Source organism: Paenibacillus xylanilyticus, assembly GCF_013359935.1.
GTDB lineage: Bacteria > Bacillota > Bacilli > Paenibacillales > Paenibacillaceae > Paenibacillus > Paenibacillus xylanilyticus.
Genome location: NZ_JABMCB010000206.1, coordinates 594,628 through 612,768 on the forward strand (window position 1 = coordinate 594,628; position 18,141 = coordinate 612,768).

At 48.3% G+C, this 18,141-nt stretch carries 12 protein-coding genes; all 12 read left to right on the forward strand.

Annotated elements, in window-relative coordinates:
* Window positions 1-31: 31 nt before the first annotated feature.
* The 12 genes from HP552_RS34570 to ade all read left to right on the forward strand — a co-directional run bounded on the left by HP552_RS34570 (window position 32) and on the right by ade (window position 17,885).
* On the forward strand, window positions 32-1,654 hold the full coding sequence (locus tag HP552_RS34570) for a response regulator (RefSeq protein ID WP_175399820.1): 1,623 nt from the start codon (window positions 32-34) through the stop codon (window positions 1,652-1,654).
* A gap of 129 nt (window positions 1,655-1,783) precedes the next feature.
* Window positions 1,784-3,466 (forward strand): type 2 periplasmic-binding domain-containing protein, encoded by a 1,683-nt coding sequence (locus HP552_RS34575; RefSeq protein WP_175399821.1) that lies wholly within the window; start codon window positions 1,784-1,786, stop codon window positions 3,464-3,466.
* Between the two features lie 247 nt (window positions 3,467-3,713).
* Window positions 3,714-4,604, forward strand: a complete 891-nt coding sequence (locus HP552_RS34580; protein ID WP_175399822.1) for an ABC transporter permease — start codon at window positions 3,714-3,716, stop codon at window positions 4,602-4,604.
* 30 nt (window positions 4,605-4,634) lie between these two features.
* Window positions 4,635-5,513 (forward strand): carbohydrate ABC transporter permease, encoded by an 879-nt coding sequence (locus HP552_RS34585; protein WP_095287918.1) that lies wholly within the window; start codon window positions 4,635-4,637, stop codon window positions 5,511-5,513.
* 38 nt (window positions 5,514-5,551) lie between these two features.
* A complete protein-coding gene (locus tag HP552_RS34590) occupies window positions 5,552-6,661 on the forward strand; it encodes a glycoside hydrolase family 53 protein (RefSeq protein WP_312884393.1) in 1,110 nt (369 codons plus the stop codon).
* Window positions 6,662-6,698: 37 nt separating this feature from the next.
* Window positions 6,699-8,771 carry a beta-galactosidase gene (locus tag HP552_RS34595; RefSeq protein WP_281366178.1) on the forward strand — a complete coding sequence of 691 codons (2,073 nt, stop codon included), beginning with the start codon at window positions 6,699-6,701 and terminating at the stop codon, window positions 8,769-8,771.
* Window positions 8,772-8,948: 177 nt separating this feature from the next.
* Window positions 8,949-10,388: an NAD-dependent malic enzyme gene (locus HP552_RS34600; RefSeq protein WP_175399824.1), complete on the forward strand. Its 1,440-nt coding sequence runs from the start codon at window positions 8,949-8,951 to the stop codon at window positions 10,386-10,388.
* Window positions 10,389-10,441: 53 nt separating this feature from the next.
* Window positions 10,442-11,104, forward strand: a complete 663-nt coding sequence (locus tag HP552_RS34605) for an HD domain-containing protein (protein ID WP_376769009.1) — start codon at window positions 10,442-10,444, stop codon at window positions 11,102-11,104.
* 358 nt (window positions 11,105-11,462) lie between these two features.
* Entirely contained in the window at window positions 11,463-12,527 is a 1,065-nt protein-coding gene (locus HP552_RS34610; protein WP_175399825.1) for an FUSC family protein, read from the forward strand.
* Window positions 12,528-12,655: 128 nt separating this feature from the next.
* The gene (locus HP552_RS34615; protein ID WP_175399826.1) at window positions 12,656-13,117 is read left to right on the forward strand and encodes a pyridoxamine 5'-phosphate oxidase family protein; all 462 of its coding nucleotides are present in this window, start codon (window positions 12,656-12,658) and stop codon (window positions 13,115-13,117) included.
* Between the two features lie 277 nt (window positions 13,118-13,394).
* The gene (gene helD / locus HP552_RS34620) at window positions 13,395-15,770 is read left to right on the forward strand and encodes an RNA polymerase recycling motor HelD (RefSeq protein WP_175399827.1); all 2,376 of its coding nucleotides are present in this window, start codon (window positions 13,395-13,397) and stop codon (window positions 15,768-15,770) included.
* Between the two features lie 273 nt (window positions 15,771-16,043).
* Window positions 16,044-17,885, forward strand: a complete 1,842-nt coding sequence (gene ade, locus HP552_RS34625) for an adenine deaminase (protein WP_175399828.1) — start codon at window positions 16,044-16,046, stop codon at window positions 17,883-17,885.
* Window positions 17,886-18,141 lie beyond the last annotated feature (256 nt).

Sequence of the window (18,141 nt, forward strand, 5' to 3'; positions counted from 1 at the left end):
TGCGAATGTAACAGACAGGGAGTGACGCGCTTTGATCGATATACTGCTGGTTGATGATGAAACATATGTAACGGAAAGTCTGGAGATGACCATTCCCTGGGGCGAGCTTGGGGTAACGACGGTGCTGCGTGCAGCGTCCGGCAAGGAAGCGTTGGAGATCATGGAGGAAAATGCAGTTGATATTGTGGTTACCGATATTCGCATGCCTGGGATGACGGGACTGGACCTGATCGCAGAGGTAAGCAGCAGATGGTCTCATATTCGCTGCATTTTGCTGACCGGGCACAGTGATTTTGATTATGCCAAGAAGGCGATCCAGCTGCAGGCATCCGATTATATCCTTAAACCCGTGAATGATGAGGAGTTTATGGCATCTGTATCGGCAGCCATCACCTCTCTCCGGGGGGAGTGGGATGAGTTTGATAAATATCACCGGCTCCTGTACAGCCGGAAGTCGGATTATAAAATTTTGCGTGAAAATCTGATGCATGACCTGCTGCTTGGCCGGGAAATCACGACACGTGCACTTCGTGAACAGTTACAGCAATATGAGATCGGACTTGAACCGGAACAACCGATCGTCATGATACTCATCCGTCTTACTGGCCGATTCTCCTCCATGGATCAGCAGTCACTGGATTTGATGGACTTTGCGGTAGGCAATATTGCAGAGGAAGTTCTCGGGGAACGATTTAAAGTTTGGTTTGCACATGGGCCGCATGAGTGTCTGGTTATGTTCCTACAAAATCAGGGGCCTTTGGATGGAGTACCCTTCAATCAGGAAACATTGAGAGGACCGATGGATACCTTCCGGGAGCATGTCATTCGCTATCTTCAGGGAGATCTGTCGATGGTGGTTACACCTCCATTTCCTTTTAATGAAATGACAGCAGCCTATCGCAGAAGCCTGGGATCGCTTGTCCTTTCCGGTCCGGAAGAAAACAAGATTATATTCATGGACAAGGATATGACGCAGCGGATGGAGAACGATGCAGCGCAAGCCCTGGAAGAGCTCTATAAGCCTCCCGTTCTGCCCCAGTTACTCGAAACGAAGCAGTGGGAAGCTGCAGCGAGCAAGCTTAATGCTGTTTTTGACGCAGCAGATCGCGTATGCCTATCCAGGGAGCATGTGTATGAGATGTATTTGTCTGTAACCAATGCGTTTATGTATATCGCACACAAGCAGGGCCATCTGGTGCACGAGATCGATCATGCAGGCTTCGACCTGCTGCTTGCGCATCAGTTGATCCAATCGCCTGAACGGTTGCGGCGCTGGGCAACGGAGATGCTTGCGAAGCTTCAGGAAGAATTGTCCGATCAGGCGGGAACACAAAGCCGCAGGCATGTCATCAAACAGGTTCAGGAAATGGTCACCCGAGACACCGGGCAGGATCTGTCCGTAAAAATGATTGCCGACAAGGTCTACCTGCACCCCGTGTATTTGTCGAAGATTTACAAAGCCGAAACCGGCGAAGGACTTGGAGACTACATGATTCGCATGCGAATGGAGCGTGCGTTATATTTGCTCAAGAACAGCAATAAAAAGATCTACGAGATTACGAGTGAACTGGGGTATCAGAATCCGCAATATTTCAGCAAAATGTTCAAAAAACATTACGGCATGACCCCGAATGAATTCCGTGACCAGGCATAAATTTAACCTTCATTCCGATATATAGGTTGCCAAAGGTGCAGAAATCTTGTTTTCGTGACATAGGCTGAAAGGCCCGGCAGGCCTATAATGAAAGGGTAACCAAAACGATTGATTGAAGGGGGAACAACAATGAGAGCGAAATCTACAAAAAAGAGATGGCTGCCGCTCCTGGCTACGACAACGTGTTTGGCTGTCATTCTTGCTGCATGTGGAGGAGGCAGTGGCGGTGAGAGCGCGGGCTCCAGCCCGTCTGCCATTGAAAACGAATACAAAGAGAAATATGATCCGGAAGTCACCATTACGACAGCGTGGGGAATCGATCCTGAGCTGAAATTCAAAAATGGCGAATCGATGGAAAATAACGTGGCAACCAAGTGGGCCAAAGAGAAGTTTGGTATTAACATCAAGTCCCTGTGGTCCGTTACGGATACGAATGGAGCATTTGCAACCAAGCTTCGTCTGGCCATGTCTTCTGGTCAAGAGATGCCTGATGTGGTAACGGTGGGAGATAACCTGCTTGCTCAGGATCTGATCGATTCCGGCATGTACCAGGAAGTTGGTCCACTCTTCGATAAATATGCATCGGATACATGGAAAAAAGCCATGGAGCAGGATCCGAACGTATGGAACCAATACAGCCGTGATGGCAAAAGAATGGGTATTCCGGTATTGGATTATGCATACAACAATGATTATCTGCTCTGGATTCGTCAGGACTGGCTGGACAAGCTGAACTTGAAAGCACCGAAAACGATCGACGAGCTCGAAACGGTCATGGAGGCATTCAAAAATCAGAATCCGGACGGCTTGGCTCCAGACAAGGTCATTCCACTGAGCATTGGTTTCAAAACGTCCATGAATACATGGATGGGGGATCCATCCTGGATCTTCGGAGCTTACGGAACGCTGCCGTTCCAATGGAATCTGGGTGCAGATGGCAAGCTGGAATATGGCTCCATCAATCCTGGCATGAAACAGGGTTTGACGAAATTGAGCGAATGGCTCAAAAAGGGATATATTCCGCAGGAAGCAGCTTTGTGGGATGAAAACAAAACAGCCGAGCCCGCAGTGGCCGGTACAGCCGGTATTATTCCAGGCCCTTACTGGATGAGCGGATGGCCGCTGCTGGATACGGTGAAAAACGTGCCAAGTGCCGTTTGGAAACCGATTGAAATTCCAGTTGGACCCGAAGGAAAAGCGATGCGTCACGGTACACAGTTTGTTAATGGTGTAATCCTGATCAAGAAAGATATGGAGCATCCTGAAGCATTCTTTACTTATGAGAATTACCTGTTTGACAACTATGCAGATCCTGCACCAGGAAGCCCGTATGATAACGGACTGTTTGAAAAATATGACTATCAATTGGATGCAAACGGCAAGCAAATGCCGATTGATCAAATTGAAGGCGGATATGTCAACGTTGTCCGTTACCTGCTCGTTCGTGATGGTGCCCGTATTCCGGATGCACAGATGAAAGCTCTGCTGAACCTGGCAGACGGCAAAGAGCCTGAAACGAAGTTGGAGAAAGACGTTGCCGTTAACTATGGTAAGGAAACGCCTGCTGCCGCGAAAGTGCTTTTGGCTCAGGAAGATATTTCATTCAAAAACATGTTCACAGGCCCAACAACAGCAACGATGAAATCGAAGCTGGACTACCTGAACAAAATCGAGAATCAGGCATTTAATGAAATCATTTATGGCAAAAATCCTGTAGATGCGTTTGATACCTTTGTTCAAACGTGGAAATCAGGCGGTGGTGATCAGATCACGCAAGAAGTCAACGATTGGTATGACAGCGTGAAAAAATAATCTATTGTTGGCGCACAGACGGTATAAGTCTGTGCGCCTTTTTTGCCGGTTTGGCTGAGGTTTTGCTTGATATAAATGTTAGTTCATAGGGGATGAGGGTCAGGAAATACAGCAAGTCCAAAGTGGTTGCTTTTGTGCCATTTATATTGCTTTTATGTGCTGTTTGACCTATGCAAACGGTTGATATAATCGCAGTATAAGCCACTCAGGGAGTACTTGAGTAGGAAGAATTACAGGGGGAGCAATCATGAGAACTTTGAAACGAACTTGGCCATTCCACGTAATGCTGCTGCCAGCCATCATCTTTCTGATCATATTCAGTTATATTCCCATGGGCGGTATTGTCATGGCTTTTCAAAACTATAAGCCGTGGCTTGGCATAAGCGGCTCGGAATGGGTTGGGCTGGATAATTTCCGATTCTTGTTTGAACGTCAAGACAGCCTGCAGGTCATTTGGAATACATTAATCATTGCTGTACTTAAACTGATATTTAATTTATTTGTACCTTTCGTTTTTGCCATTTTGTTGAATGAGATTCGCAAGATGGCTATACAACGGACCATTCAGACCCTGGTATACCTGCCTCACTTCTTGTCCTGGGTTATCCTGGGCGGGATTTTGATCGATCTGCTGTCAACAGGCGGCTTGGTTAACCGGGTGCTGGGAAGCTTCGGACTCGGGCCATACTTTTTCCTTGGTGATAACAGCTGGTTCCGTACGACGGTCATTGTGACGGATGTGTGGAAGGAATTTGGCTATAACATGATTGTGTTTCTGGCTGCCCTTGCCGGGATTAATCCCGCGCTTTACGAAGCAGCGGAGATTGACGGAGCTGGAAGATGGAAACAAACGCTGCACATCACAGTTCCTTCACTTGTGCCGATGCTAATGGTGGTCGGAACACTGGCTCTCGGAAATGTACTCAATGCCGGATTTGACCAGATTTTCAACTTGTACAATCCACTTGTTTATCAAACGGGTGACATCATTGATACATTCGTATATCGTTCAGCCATGCAAAATGGCGAGATGGGCTTCGCCACTGCGATCGGATTGTTCAAGTCGGTGATCAGCATGATTTTGATTCTTGTATCCTACAGCTTGGCCAAAAAATACGCCGGATACCGCATATTCTAATCGAATGAACAAAAGAAAGAAGGGACCACGATGTATCACAAATCAATGCCTTATCGCGTGTTTAACATAATCAACACCTGCTTTCTAATTCTGGTTGCCATCATGTGTATCGTACCCATGATTCATGTTCTGGCGGTGTCCTTCAGCTCGAAGGCAGCCGCCGATGCCAATCTGGTTAATCTCTGGCCTGTCGGCTTCTCGCTTGAGGCCTACAAAAAAACGATGAATAATCCAATCTTTCTGAACTCGCTTTGGATTTCCCTGCTTCGTACCGTCATTGGTACGGCGATTACCCTGCTGATTACCTTTTTGGCGGCGTACCCATTGTCCAAGGAAAATAGTGAATTTAAAGGAAGAACGATATATTCATGGATATTCGTTTTTAGTATGATCTTTAATGGAGGACTGGTTCCATTCTATATGGTTATTCAGAAGATCGGCCTGATGGATTCCTTCTGGGTGCTGGTACTCCCGGGTGCAGTCAACACCTTCCTGGTCATTCTGATGCTGAACTTCTTCCGTGGTATTCCAAAAGAGCTGGAAGAAGCGGCATTGATGGATGGAGCCAACCATTTCAGAACACTGTTCACGATCTTCCTGCCCATTTCCATGCCGTCTATTGCAACAATTGCCTTGTTCAGCATGGTGTTCCACTGGAACTCTTGGTTTGACGGGTTGTTATATATGAATAACGCCAAGGATTATCCACTGGCTACATTTATGCAAACGGTCATTATCGGACGGGATATGAGCAGTATGAGCATGAATCCCAAAGAAATGGAGGCTCTCTCGCAAACCACGGTAAGAGCAGCTCAAATTTTCATTGGAAGTGCACCGATTCTGATTGTCTATCCATTCCTGCAGCGTTTCTTTGTTAAAGGCATGACACTGGGTTCAGTTAAAGGCTGAGCCCGGCTACCAAATCTAATCCAATGGAGGTTGAACAAGTGAACAACTTGGAGAATAAGCCATTCATTCTTGGGATGGATGTGTCTTTTATGGATGAAATTGAACAGCATGGAGGGAGCTACAGCGACGTAGACGGCAAGCAGCAGGACCTTCTGTCCATCCTGAAGCTGAACGGAACGAACGCCATTCGGCTGCGGATCTGGAACGATCCAGCGGGAGGGTTCTGCAACCTGGAGCGCACCGTGGCTGTCGCCAAACGGATCAAAGAACAGGGAATGCAGTTTCTGCTAGACTTCCACTACTCCGATCGCTGGGCTGATCCGGCCAACCAGTGGAAGCCCAAAGCATGGGAGAATCTGTCCTATGAAGAGCTCCAGCGGGCCGTTTGTACATACACGGCAGATGTGCTAAGCACTTTGAAAGAGAATAACGCTCTGCCTGATATGGTACAGGTGGGCAACGAAATTACACCCGGCATGTTGTGGGATGAAGGGCGAGTAAGTGGTGAGGAGCACGACACCGACGAGCAGTGGGAACGTTTTGCAGGACTGGTGAAGTACGGCATTGCCGCAGTTAAATCCGTTGACTCGAATATCAACATCATGATCCATATTGATCGTGGCGGCGATAACGTGGAGAGCAGAAAGTTTTATGACCGGTTTGAAGCACTGGGCGTAGAGTTTGATACCATTGGGCTCTCGTATTACCCTTGGTGGCATGGAACATTGGACGCGCTGCGTGACAATCTGCACGACCTGGCAGCCAGATACGGCAAGCCCATCAATGTGGTTGAAACCGCTTATCCATGGACGCTGGAGCAACCTGAAGAACATGAGTGGATTCTGAATCAGGAAGATCTGCTGCTGCCCGGTTATCCGGCAAGTGTGGAGGGCCAGAAGCGTTATCTCCAGGATTTGCTGCAGATTATTCGCGAAGTTCCGGGTGGACTGGGCCAAGGGTTTTATTATTGGGAACCTGCCTGGATACCAAGCAAACCGGAATGGTCTGTTGGACATCCGAACAACTGGGGCAATCTGACGATGTTTGATTTTAAAGGTCGTAAATTGGAATCGTTTACAGCGTTGACTGCCAGTAAACATTCGGAAACCGAAACGGGTACGCTGAAGGGTTCAGCATTGATCAAATAGAGTGCTACAAAATGCAATAGGCAGAGGAGATGCAAACATGACATATAAATATCCACCCGTAAGTACGAAGGTGCAACGCATGCTGCATGGTGCAGATTATAACCCGGAGCAATGGCTCAAATATCCTGAAGTGCTGGAAGAAGATATCCGCTTGATGAAACTTGCCAAGTGCAATGTAATGTCCATCGGCATCTTTTCGTGGGTATCGCTAGAACCGGAGGAAGGTGTATATACCTTTGAATGGCTGGATCGTGTCTTGGATAGGTTTGCTGCGAATGGCATATACGCATTTCTCGCTACGCCAAGCGGCGCAAGACCTGCCTGGATGTCGGCCAAGTATCCGGAAGTACTGCGTGTAGGGGCCAATCGGGTGCGCAACCTGCATGGGTTCCGTCATAACCATTGTTATACTTCTCCTGTGTATCGGGAAAAGGTTACAGCGATCAATACGAAACTTGCAGAACGTTATTCGCAGCATCCTGCGGTGATTGGCTGGCATATTTCCAACGAATTCGGCGGAGATTGCCACTGTGACTATTGTCAGGACGCTTTTCGCGGCTGGGTAAAAAATAAATATGGCACACTCGATGAGTTGAATCATGCATGGTGGACCACGTTCTGGAGCCATACGGTAACAGACTGGAGTCAGGTAGAGTCTCCTGCACCGCACGGAGAAACACAAGTGCATGCAATGAATCTGGACTGGCGCCGGTTCGTTACGGATCAGACCGCTGATTTTATCGTGCATGAAACCAAGCCGCTCAAGGCCAAAAATCCTGATCTGCCGGTGACAACAAACCTGATGGAATTTTATGAAGGGTTGAACTATTGGAAGTTTGCCGATATTCTGGATTTCCTGTCCTGGGATAGTTACCCGACTTGGCATGATGCAGATGAAGAAGACAAACTGGCTTCCAGAATAGCGATGATGCATGATATTGTCCGTTCGATCAAAGGCGGGCAGCCGTTCCTGTTGATGGAGAGCACGCCAAGCTCCACGAACTGGCAGGAGACCAGCAAGCTGAAACGTCCAGGCATGCATCTGTTATCTTCGCTTCAAGCGGTAGCGCATGGCTCGGACAGTGTGCAGTACTTCCAATGGAGAAAGAGCAGGGGCTCCAGTGAGAAGCTGCACGGCGCTGTAGTGGATCATGTTGGACATGAACACACCCGTGTGTTCAAGGATGTGACGGACGTGGGTACAGCTCTCGAAGGAATGGAAGCTGTGGTTGGCACATCTGTTCCGGCAGAAGTGGCTATTATCTTCGACTGGGAGAACCGCTGGGCGGTGAAGGATTCACAGGGTCCACGCAACATCGGTGTGAAATATGAGCAAACCGTGGAATGGCATTATGATGCGTTTTGGAAAAAAGGAGTACCTGTGGACGTCATCGACATGGATGCCGATCTCTCCAAATATAAATTGCTGATCGCACCGATGCTCTATCTTGTGCGGGAGGGTGTAGGCGAACGGATTGAACGATTTGTCGAGAACGGCGGTACATTTGTAGCTACCTATTGGTCAGGCATTGTCAATGAGAATGATCTATGCTTCCTTGGAGGCTTCCCTGGTCCACTGCGCAAAACGCTTGGGATCTGGTCTGAAGAAATCGACGGGTTGCACGATCGGGACCAAAACGGGGCAATCCCTGTAAGTGGGAATGAGTTGAAACTTCAAGCTGAGTACGATGCCATCGAATTATGTGACCTGATCCATCTGGAAGGTGCGGAAGCCCTGGCAACCTATCGTTCCGACTTCTATGCCGGACGACCTGCGTTAACCGTTAACCGATTGGGAGCGGGCAAAGCGTATTATATCGCAACACGTTTTACAGCACCGTTTTATGACGATTTCTACGGCCAGCTCATTGCGGACCTTGGGATTGAACGTGCGCTGGAAACCAAACTGCCTGCAGGAGTTACTGTGCATCTGCGTACAGATGGTACATCGGATTATGTGTTTGTTCAGAACTACACCCCGGAGACCAAGCAAGTGGAGCTGGACAACCAGTCTTACACGGATTTGCTTCATGGCGATGAAATAAATGCCCATTTGGATTTGCAGCCTTATGACATCCGTGTCTTGAGAAGAACCGCTGATCGAAAATAACAGAGATGATAAAGGCTATCCTAAACGTCATGACCTGACGGGTGGGGTGGCCTTTTTTGTGCAGAGTATCGTAACGATTGTCACTTTTTCTGGACAAGATAAAGGAAAAGAGTGCATGTGCAGCGAAGAGAAACAGGTAACGTGCAACTCAAGACTTTCAGTCTGGGAGGAATTGGAATGAATCAGAGAAATCTGGACGGCAACAGCATTATTATTCGGCTGGAAATGACAACGAAAGATATCAAGTTCGGCGAAGTGGCTTCGGCCATCTCGGAAGCTGGGGGAGACATCATTGCCATCGACGTGATTTCGACCAATCAGGATGTGAGTGTGCGCGACTTGACGGTTGCGGTAACGGATGCACAGGATAACAGCAAAATTGTAGAAGCGGTACGCCAGCTTAGAGGGGTATCCATTGTTAACGTATCTGACCGTACGTTCCTGCTGCACCTTGGCGGCAAAATCGAAGTCACTCCCAAAACGCCGATTCATAACCGGGAAGATCTGTCACGTGTGTATACACCAGATGTGGCTCGGGTATGTTCAGCGATTGCGGATGAGCCCGGAAAGGCATTTTCGCTAACCATCAAGCGGAACACAGTAGCCGTCGTATCCGATGGCAGTGCAGTGCTTGGACTGGGGAACATTGGGCCTCGAGCAGCCATGCCAGTGATGGAAGGAAAAGCGATGCTGTTTAAACAGTTTGCAGGTGTGGATGCGTTCCCCATCTGTCTGGATACACAGGATACCGAAGAGATCATTCGTACGGTGAAAGCGATATCACCAGCCTTTGGCGGCATCAACCTGGAGGATATTTCATCTCCGCGCTGCTTTGAAATCGAACGCCGCCTGAATGAGGAGCTGGATATTCCGGTGTTCCATGATGACCAGCATGGTACGGCTGTTGTTTTATATGCGGGTCTGATCAATGCACTTAAACTTGTTGGCAAATCCATTACGGATGTGAAAATAGTCGTCTGCGGTATTGGAGCAGCCGGGGTGGCTTGCAGCAACATTCTCCTCTCGGCCGGAGCCAGTCGGTTGATTGGTGTTGACCGCGAGGGAGCGCTTGTACGGACACAGACCTATGAAAATGAGGTATGGAGCGACTATGCCGCTCGTACCAATCCGGAACTGGAGTCAGGTTCACTGCGGGATGTCATTCGCGGAGCGGATGTATTTATCGGTTTATCGCGTGGTAATCTGTTAACCCGGGAAGATGTACAGTCCATGGCCGCCGATCCAATTGTCTTCGCCATGGCTAATCCGGTACCCGAAATTATGCCTGCCGTGGTAGAGGACATCGTGGCTGTCATGGCTACCGGCCGTTCGGATTATCCGAATCAGATCAATAACGTGCTCTGTTTCCCAGGGATCTTCAGAGCTGTTCTGGATTGCCGTGCGACTGAAATTAATGAAGAGATGAAACTGGCTGCGGCCAAGGCGATTGCTTCTGCCGTCTCGGATGAGGAACGCACGCGCTATTATATTATTCCGAGTGTATTCAATGATAAAGTGGTCAAATCGATCCGTAAGCGTGTGGTTGAAGCAGCGGTGAGAACAGGTGTAGCTCGGCGTGTCCCGCGTGAACAGGCCAGGGAAAGCGGGGAAGTGTAATCGTGGACGACAACTCCAATCGAACAACGAAAGCATCTGGAACTCTTGAACAAATAGATGGTACATCTGTTGGAGAGGCTGTCCTTCGTGCCGCCCGAGCCTTTGTACAGGGAGATGTATCAAAGCATACAGACGGACACGACTGGCCGCATATCGAACGGGTGACTGCACTTGCTGTTGAGCTTGCCCATCGAATGGGAGCAGATCCTTTTGTCTGTGAGCTCGCTGCACTGCTTCATGATGTGCCGGATGAGAAGCTGAACGAAAGTCTGGAAGCCGGGATGGAGAAGCTGAACGGGTGGCTGGATCAGCAGCAGCTTGAGCCAGGCACCCGTGAAGCTGTCGTCAACATCATCAGCACGATCTCCTATGCAGGAGGACAGCGTCCGGCCGTATCTTCGCTGGAAGCGCAAGTCGTTCAGGATGCAGACAGACTGGATGCGCTTGGTGCCATAGGTATCGCACGCACGTTTGCTTTTGCGGGGGCGCGAGGACGTGAAATGTATGACCCGGCTCTTCCGCCACGGGAACAGATGACCCGGGAGGAATATCGGAATGGACGGAGCACCACAATTAATCATTTTTATGAGAAGCTGTTTAAGCTCAAGGATCTCATGAACACTTCCTATGGCAGAGAACTGGCCGAGCAGCGCCATGCGTTTATGGTGGAATTCGTGGAACAGTTCAAACGGGAGTGGGAAGGAACAGATCGTTAGGCTGGATTATTTTGAAACATGACCAACATAAATGAGCAAACTTTTGGCGTGGTGAATATCACATTCCAATGGTTTGCTTTTTTTCTTTTGCGAGAAAACAGGTGATGTACTCGTGTGAACCGGACATTATGAGGAATCACATGGAAACCACTGAGCGTCCGTGGTAAAATAAGTCGTTCTGATAAAATTTATGATGAAGTTACATGGCTGTGGAACATACAAAGGGGCTGCTGTTATCGTTAATGGATGAAAAAGTGGAATATTGGTTCAAAATAATTTAACAAAAAAAGAAATACGGGGTAATAATGATTATTAATAAGTTATACCGAATTGAAAGTACAGGTAAGGAGGGGTTACCGTGTCGTTTGGAGCACGCGTGCTTAAGACAGGGATTGCGGTAACGCTTGCTCTGTACCTGAGCATGTTTTTGAATCCGCAGTCACCGGTACCGGCTGCCATAGCTGCCATCTTTGCGATGCAGCCATCTATTTATCGCTCATGGAAATACTTCCTGGATCAGCTGCAAACGACTACCCTTGGAGCTATTGTCGCCCTGTTGGGCGGGATGGTACTGTCCAATGAGCCGATCGCTGTTGGATTGATTATCGTACTTGTTATCATGATTTGTCTTAAATTGAACATGGGTGAGACGGTTGGGCTGACCCTCGTCACGGTTGTTTCCATTATGGAAGCTTCAGGTGACTGGCACTTTGCATTAAATCGGTTTCTGCTGACACTTGTCGGTATTGTATCTGCGTTTCTTATCAATATCACGGTGTTTCCGCCCAAGCCCAAGGTACAGTTCGTGAAGCAGATCCAGAATGTGTTCAACAGCATGTCGCTGCTGTTACGCACGTCCATCTCGGATGAAATCAAGGAAGTTGTTTTCAGGGATGAGAAGGGCAATCTGGGGGGTTCCATTAAATCGCTGTCGGATAAATACAATCTGTTCGAAGAAGAACAGAAGAAGATGAAGCGTTCCAAATTCAGCGAGACCCGGCAGATGGTCGTATATAAACAAATGCTGCTGAGTCTGCAAAAAGGGTATGATGTTCTTGATTCCGTGGAACGACATTATTTCCAGGCACAGCGGACACCGGAAATGGACCAATTTTTCGATACGCATCTGGAACTGGTCATTAAATTCCATGAGCATGCACTGCTCAAGTTTGAAGACAAATTGAAGCCGAACGGGGAAGAAGCGGCGCAGTTTATATTGGATAATGATCGATTCATGGAACAGGCCATATCCCAGTTTGATGTCGATCAGGAAGGTATGCTGAGACTGTCGATTGTTGCTGCAGCGATTTATGATTACGGCTATCAATTGGAACGACTCAACAGGCTTGCCGAACATGTGCATAGTTCAAGTGAAGACCATGAGTCACAGGATAAAATTCTGAATTGGCTCAAATGGCCGTAACGCCAATTGCATGCAGGCTTCTCCATCATATACAATAGAATAACAACGTGCAGCCCGGACAACTGTGTCCGGGTTGTTTTGTATACATAACGAATAATGACCATTTTAATGAACCGAGGTAGAATGATATGAATGTAAAGCAGCTTGATCTAGAACTTGTTGAATGGCTGAGTGGTAATCAATTGGAGGGGAAACAGCATGATGCAATGCAGCTATTGACCGTGTCAGAAGATGGATGGCCGCATCAGGCCATGATTAGCATGGGTGAGATCATTGCCATCAGTCCGGATAAGCTCAGACTCGCTCTATGGCCAGGGACGCAGACTAGTATGAATATGAACAGAACAGGCAAGGCTACCTTGATTGCCGTACATGAGTATAGGTTGTTGTATGTACGCTTGGAGATTGGTGTACTTCCCCAGTTAAAGGAATCCGTTCATCCAAGAGATCGGTATGAGGCACGCGTGGTAAGCATGCGTGTGGATCGCGCTCCGTATGCAGATATTACGACAGGAATCACATTTCAATTAAAAGACGAGAAGGCATCCATAACTCGGTGGAAAGAGACGATTGCAGAATTGCGTCAGTAGAAAAACCAACTATACCTATATTCATCTAGTTGGAGGGTAATAATAAAGAGGTCTGTTTGGTGGATTACAGCAATATTTAAATTAGAAACAACAAAAAACGCCTCCGCTTGCATCGGGACGCTGTCACTGGTACAATAAAAAATGGTTTTCAGAAAATTAGAACTAATTAACATAAAATTAAAATGTTTACTTTCTAATTAATTATACCATAGCCTTTTCGGGCTTGTCAAATGGGCTTTTGAGGACACAATCCGGGGAAAGAGGGGCGTATTAACATATGAGTACAGACCAGCAATGGAGTGAGGAGCAGCAGCGGGTCAATGCAGTAACCGATCAGATCGAGCGGAAAATAACCGAGTTGGAAGAAGAGGTGGGTTCCTTCCGGGATGAAGTTGTGGAGATGAGAAAAGACTTCTGGGACGAGGTCACCATGAACTTCAGTGAAGCGGATGACGTGGGGGAAACATCCACCAGCATGCGGCAGCAATCGCAGGTCCTGTCCGATCGTGAACGCAGTCATTTAAATACAGCAGCGGCTCTCGACAAGATGAAACGATTGCATCACTCGCCCTATTTTGGACGCATAGATTTTAAGGAAGACGGTTATCCGCAAGCGGAGCGCATTTATCTGGGAATTGCCTCCCTGCTGGATGAGAAGGAAGAATCCTTTCTTGTCTACGACTGGCGGGCACCGATATCCAATTTGTATTACGATGGTGCACCAGGTCCGATAACTTATCATACACCGAGCGGTGAAATCAGCGGCGATATCGAAATGAAACGGCAGTTTGTCATTCGGGACGGACGCATCCGATTTATGTTTGATACCGGGGTTACAATTGGGGATGAGCTGCTACAGGCGGTGCTGAGCCGGACATCGGATGCCCAAATGAAAAGCATCGTGGCGACGATTCAGAAAGAGCAGAACCGAATCATTCGCAATGATCGTACCCGTATGCTGATTGTGCAGGGCGCGGCCGGCAGTGGCAAAACATCAGCTGCACTTCAACGGGTAGCCTATCTTTTATACAAGTACCGCGAGCATTTGCAGGCAGATCAGATGGTGCTCTTTTCACCAAACCCGATGTTCAACAGTTACGTATCCACTGTTCTGCCTGAGCTTGGGGAGGAAAACATGCTGCAAACGACGTTCCAGGAATACCTGGAACGTCGTCTTGGCCGCGAATACCAGTTGGAAGATCCATTCATTCAGCTTGAATATGTTCTTTCCAATACGGAAGATCCAGGATACACCGCACGCATGTCAGGTATTCGCTTCAAATCATCCGAGTCGTTCCTCAAAGTGATTACGCGATTCAAGGATAGCTTGATGTCGGAAGGCATGAAGTTCAAACCGGTACGCTTTCAGGGGCAAGCGGTTGTAACAGCAGAGGCCATGGCTGAGAAATTCTACAGTTTCGGGTCGTCTGTCAAGCTGGTGAATCGACTGGAGATGCTGCGGGACTGGATGCTGAAAGAATTGTCCGCCTTTGGCAAAAGTGAATTGGAGGCCCCTTGGGTAGATCAGCAGTTGGATCTGATGGAACCGGAAGACCTGCAGCGAGCCTACCAGCGCCTGAAGCGCAAACAAAAAGGGAAGTCGGATACGTTTAATGATTTTCAGCAGGAAAGGGAGATCCTGGCCCGGATGGTGGTCAGTGATCGGCTGAAGCCTTTGCGCAAATGGATCAAGTCCCTGCGATTCGTCGATATTCGTCAGTTATACGCGCATTTGTTCCAAGACCAGGCACAGGTGATTCGTCTTTTGGAAGATGAGGCACTGCCTGCCCACTGGGAAGAAATCTGCCGCATGACCCTTCGCCGAATGAAAGTGCAGGAACTCGCTTATGAGGATATTACACCTTATTTGTATTTGCGGGAGCTGCTGCTTGGATTCCATATCAACTCGAATATTCGTCATGTGATCATTGATGAGGCGCAGGATTATTCCGCATTTCAACTGGCCTTCATGAAGAGACTGTTTCCACGGGCAAAAATAACCGCTTTGGGTGATTTTAATCAGGCGATCTATGCCCATTCTTCGGTGCTCAGTGGTACTGGACCGCTGACGAATCTGTATGGACCGGAAAATACCGAAGTGATTGAACTCACGCGGAGCTATCGTTCGACGCAGGAAATTGTGGAATTCACGCGGGGAATGGTCCCTGGTGGGGAAGAAATCATTCCATTCAACCGCAGCGGCGAAAAGCCAAGTGTTATTGTGACATCTGATGTTCAGGAGCATATGAATAGGATTACAGCGGATCTGAGTCACCTGATTAAGGAAGGGTATGAATCGGTTGCAGTCATCTGTAAAACAGCAGAAGAGAGCAAGGAAGTGCATGAAGCGCTCAGTCAGGTTCTGCCTGCAGCACCAAAGCTGATCAAAAAAACAACGCTTGCCTTCGAGCGGGGTGTGCACGTCATACCGGCCTATCTTGCAAAAGGCGTAGAGTTTGATGCGGTACTGATCTATGATGGTTCTGCCGGACAATATGCGCAGGAGCACGAACGCAAGCTGTTCTATACGGCGTGTACGCGAGCGATGCATTTACTGCACGTGTACAGCCTCGGAGAACCAAGTCCGTTTATTACAACACAGCCACAAGAACTATATGCCATGGGCAATGTCTCTGCGGCTCAAGCGGATTAACAGGGTGATACTTGTATAGGAGAAGACCTCCGTTCCCTTGGACGGGGGTCTTTCTATATGTGAATAGTTTGGACTTGAATGAACCGTATGAGAGCACTGGATAACCATTCCTGACACCTGTTTGGTTGGGTTAGGTTCAATGGATAAATTTTGAGCATCAATTTGTGTGTAGATACAATTGGTGTAAATTTTCTTTACACAAGCAGTGTGTACTCATATAATCGTAACAATATATTTTTTTGGGATCGTTTATTGAATGAAGGAGGCAGCGGCATGAACAAACCATCTTTTGAACGGCCATTAATGGCAGATTGCGTACCAGATCTGGTGGCAACAGCACGTGGGGATTTGAAGGCGACGTTGGTCATTCGGGGCGGGACGCTGGTTAACGTCATCTCGGGAGAAATTTTGCCTGATATGTCTGTTGCAGTACAGGGTGCACGGATTGCCTATGTTGGCAAGGATGTAAGCCACACGATTGGAGAACATACACGGATCATCGAAGCGGAAGGCAAGTACATTGCTCCGGGACTGCTGGATGGACACTGTCATATCGAAAGCACCCAGATGAAGGTGACAGAGTTTGCGAGAGCAGTACTGCCTTCGGGTACAACAGGTGGTTTTTTTGACCCACATGAGATTTCCAACGTACTCGGACTTAAAGGTCTGCGACTGATGCTGGACGAAGCGCGGACCACACCGATGGCTGCCTATATGCAGGTGGCTTCCTGCGTTCCTTCCACACATCCTGGACTGGAAACGACAGGGGCTTACATAGGACCAGAGGAAGTGGCTGAAGCCCTCTCCTGGGGGCCGGACATGATTGGACTTGGAGAAGTTATGAACTTCCCGGGTGTCGTATACGGCGATGAAACGATGATCGGAGAAATCCAGGCCACACTGCGAGCCGGCAAGGTGGCAGACGGCCATTTTACCTGGGCTGCAGACGACTGGCGTTTACCTGCTTATGCGGCAAGTGGTGTCACCGGAGATCATGAATGTGTAACCAAGGAAGATGTAGTGGAGCGTCTGCGGCTCGGCATGTATGCCAAAATGCGTCAGGGCTCGGCTTGGCATGACGTTGCGGAAACCATTAAAGCCTGTACAGAGCTGGGGCTGGATACCCGCCGGATGATGCTGGTGACCGATGATCGAAGCTCCGAATCGCTACTCAAAGAAGGACATATGGACTTTGTTGTCCGTCTGGCCATTTCACAGGGCGTCAAACCGGTGACAGCTTTCCAAATGGCAACGATTAACACAGCTGAACGTTTCGGTGTGGCACGTGATATTGGTGCGGTCATTCCGGGAAATATAGCCGACATTATTTTGCTCGATGGCCGACTTGCAGATGTGCGTGTAGGCATGACCATTGCTGCAGGGCATGTCGTTGCGGAGAAGGGGAAGATGACTGCCGTCTGGGACAGCTTCACCTATCCGGAAGAGGCGCTGAATACGGTGAAACTGGAAGCCAACATTCAGCCCAAGGATATGGAACTAGCTGCGCCAATTATGGAGGGGGCCATTGGGGCCAAAATCATTCATGTGACGGAGAACCATGTAGATACGAAGGAGAAGCATGTTCCTGTTGCGGTACAGAATGGTAAAGTCGTTGTCTCCACGACAGGAGATATCTGCAAAATCGCTGTGCTGGAACGTCACAAACAAACCGAGAACAAGGCGGTTGCCCTTGTGGGCGGTATTGGCTTTACGCGTCCGGCAGCGATAGCGATGACCGTTGCGCATGATAGTCACAACCTTCTGATTATCGGTAATGATGATGCACTAATGGCTGAGGCCGGTAACCGGGTGATTCGCATGCAAGGTGGAGTCGCTGTGATTACAGGTGATAAAGCAACCGAGTTTCCGCTTCGGATCGCGGGCTTGATGTCCACAGAATCATTTGAAGAGGTCGCCGTGCAATCTGCTGCCATCAGCGATGCGCTGCAATCGGCAGGCTGTACGCTGAATAATGCATTTATGACTCTTTCCCTGCTTGCTCTGGTTGTCATTCCTGAACTTCGTTTGTCCGACAAGGGACTGGTACGTATCTCGGCAGACGGTATTGAACTGGTATCTTTGTTTGATCAAAAGGTTGAGCATACCTCCAATTGACCTGCCGGGACATGAATGGATTGTTCTGATCTCTCATGAGGGCTCTAAACAGAACATCAACAAATATCCCAAGAGAATAAATAGAACGAGATTGAAAAAAGAAAGTCGCCCTTCGTGGTATTATCCCCTTTTAGTAGACAAGAGAAAAAAGACATCTGTTAAGATGGACTTAATCTTGCCAAACGAAGGGGATTTTTTTATGGCTAAAAAAGGACAAACTTTCCGGCGGTACTCCTTGGAATTGAAATTGGAGGCG

What these genes read in the sequence shown, in the direction of transcription:
- HP552_RS34575 (WP_175399821.1), top strand. Translation starts at nt 1,784, where the DNA reads ATGAGAGCGAAATCTACAAAAAAGAGATGGCTGCCGCTCCTGGCTACG.
- HP552_RS34580 (WP_175399822.1), top strand. Translation starts at nt 3,714, where the DNA reads ATGAGAACTTTGAAACGAACTTGGCCATTCCACGTAATGCTGCTGCCA.
- HP552_RS34585 (WP_095287918.1), top strand. Translation starts at nt 4,635, where the DNA reads ATGTATCACAAATCAATGCCTTATCGCGTGTTTAACATAATCAACACC.
- HP552_RS34595 (WP_281366178.1), top strand. Translation starts at nt 6,699, where the DNA reads ATGACATATAAATATCCACCCGTAAGTACGAAGGTGCAACGCATGCTG.
- HP552_RS34600 (WP_175399824.1), top strand. Translation starts at nt 8,949, where the DNA reads ATGAATCAGAGAAATCTGGACGGCAACAGCATTATTATTCGGCTGGAA.
- HP552_RS34615 (WP_175399826.1), top strand. Translation starts at nt 12,656, where the DNA reads ATGAATGTAAAGCAGCTTGATCTAGAACTTGTTGAATGGCTGAGTGGT.
- helD (WP_175399827.1), top strand. Translation starts at nt 13,395, where the DNA reads ATGAGTACAGACCAGCAATGGAGTGAGGAGCAGCAGCGGGTCAATGCA.
- ade (WP_175399828.1), top strand. Translation starts at nt 16,044, where the DNA reads ATGAACAAACCATCTTTTGAACGGCCATTAATGGCAGATTGCGTACCA.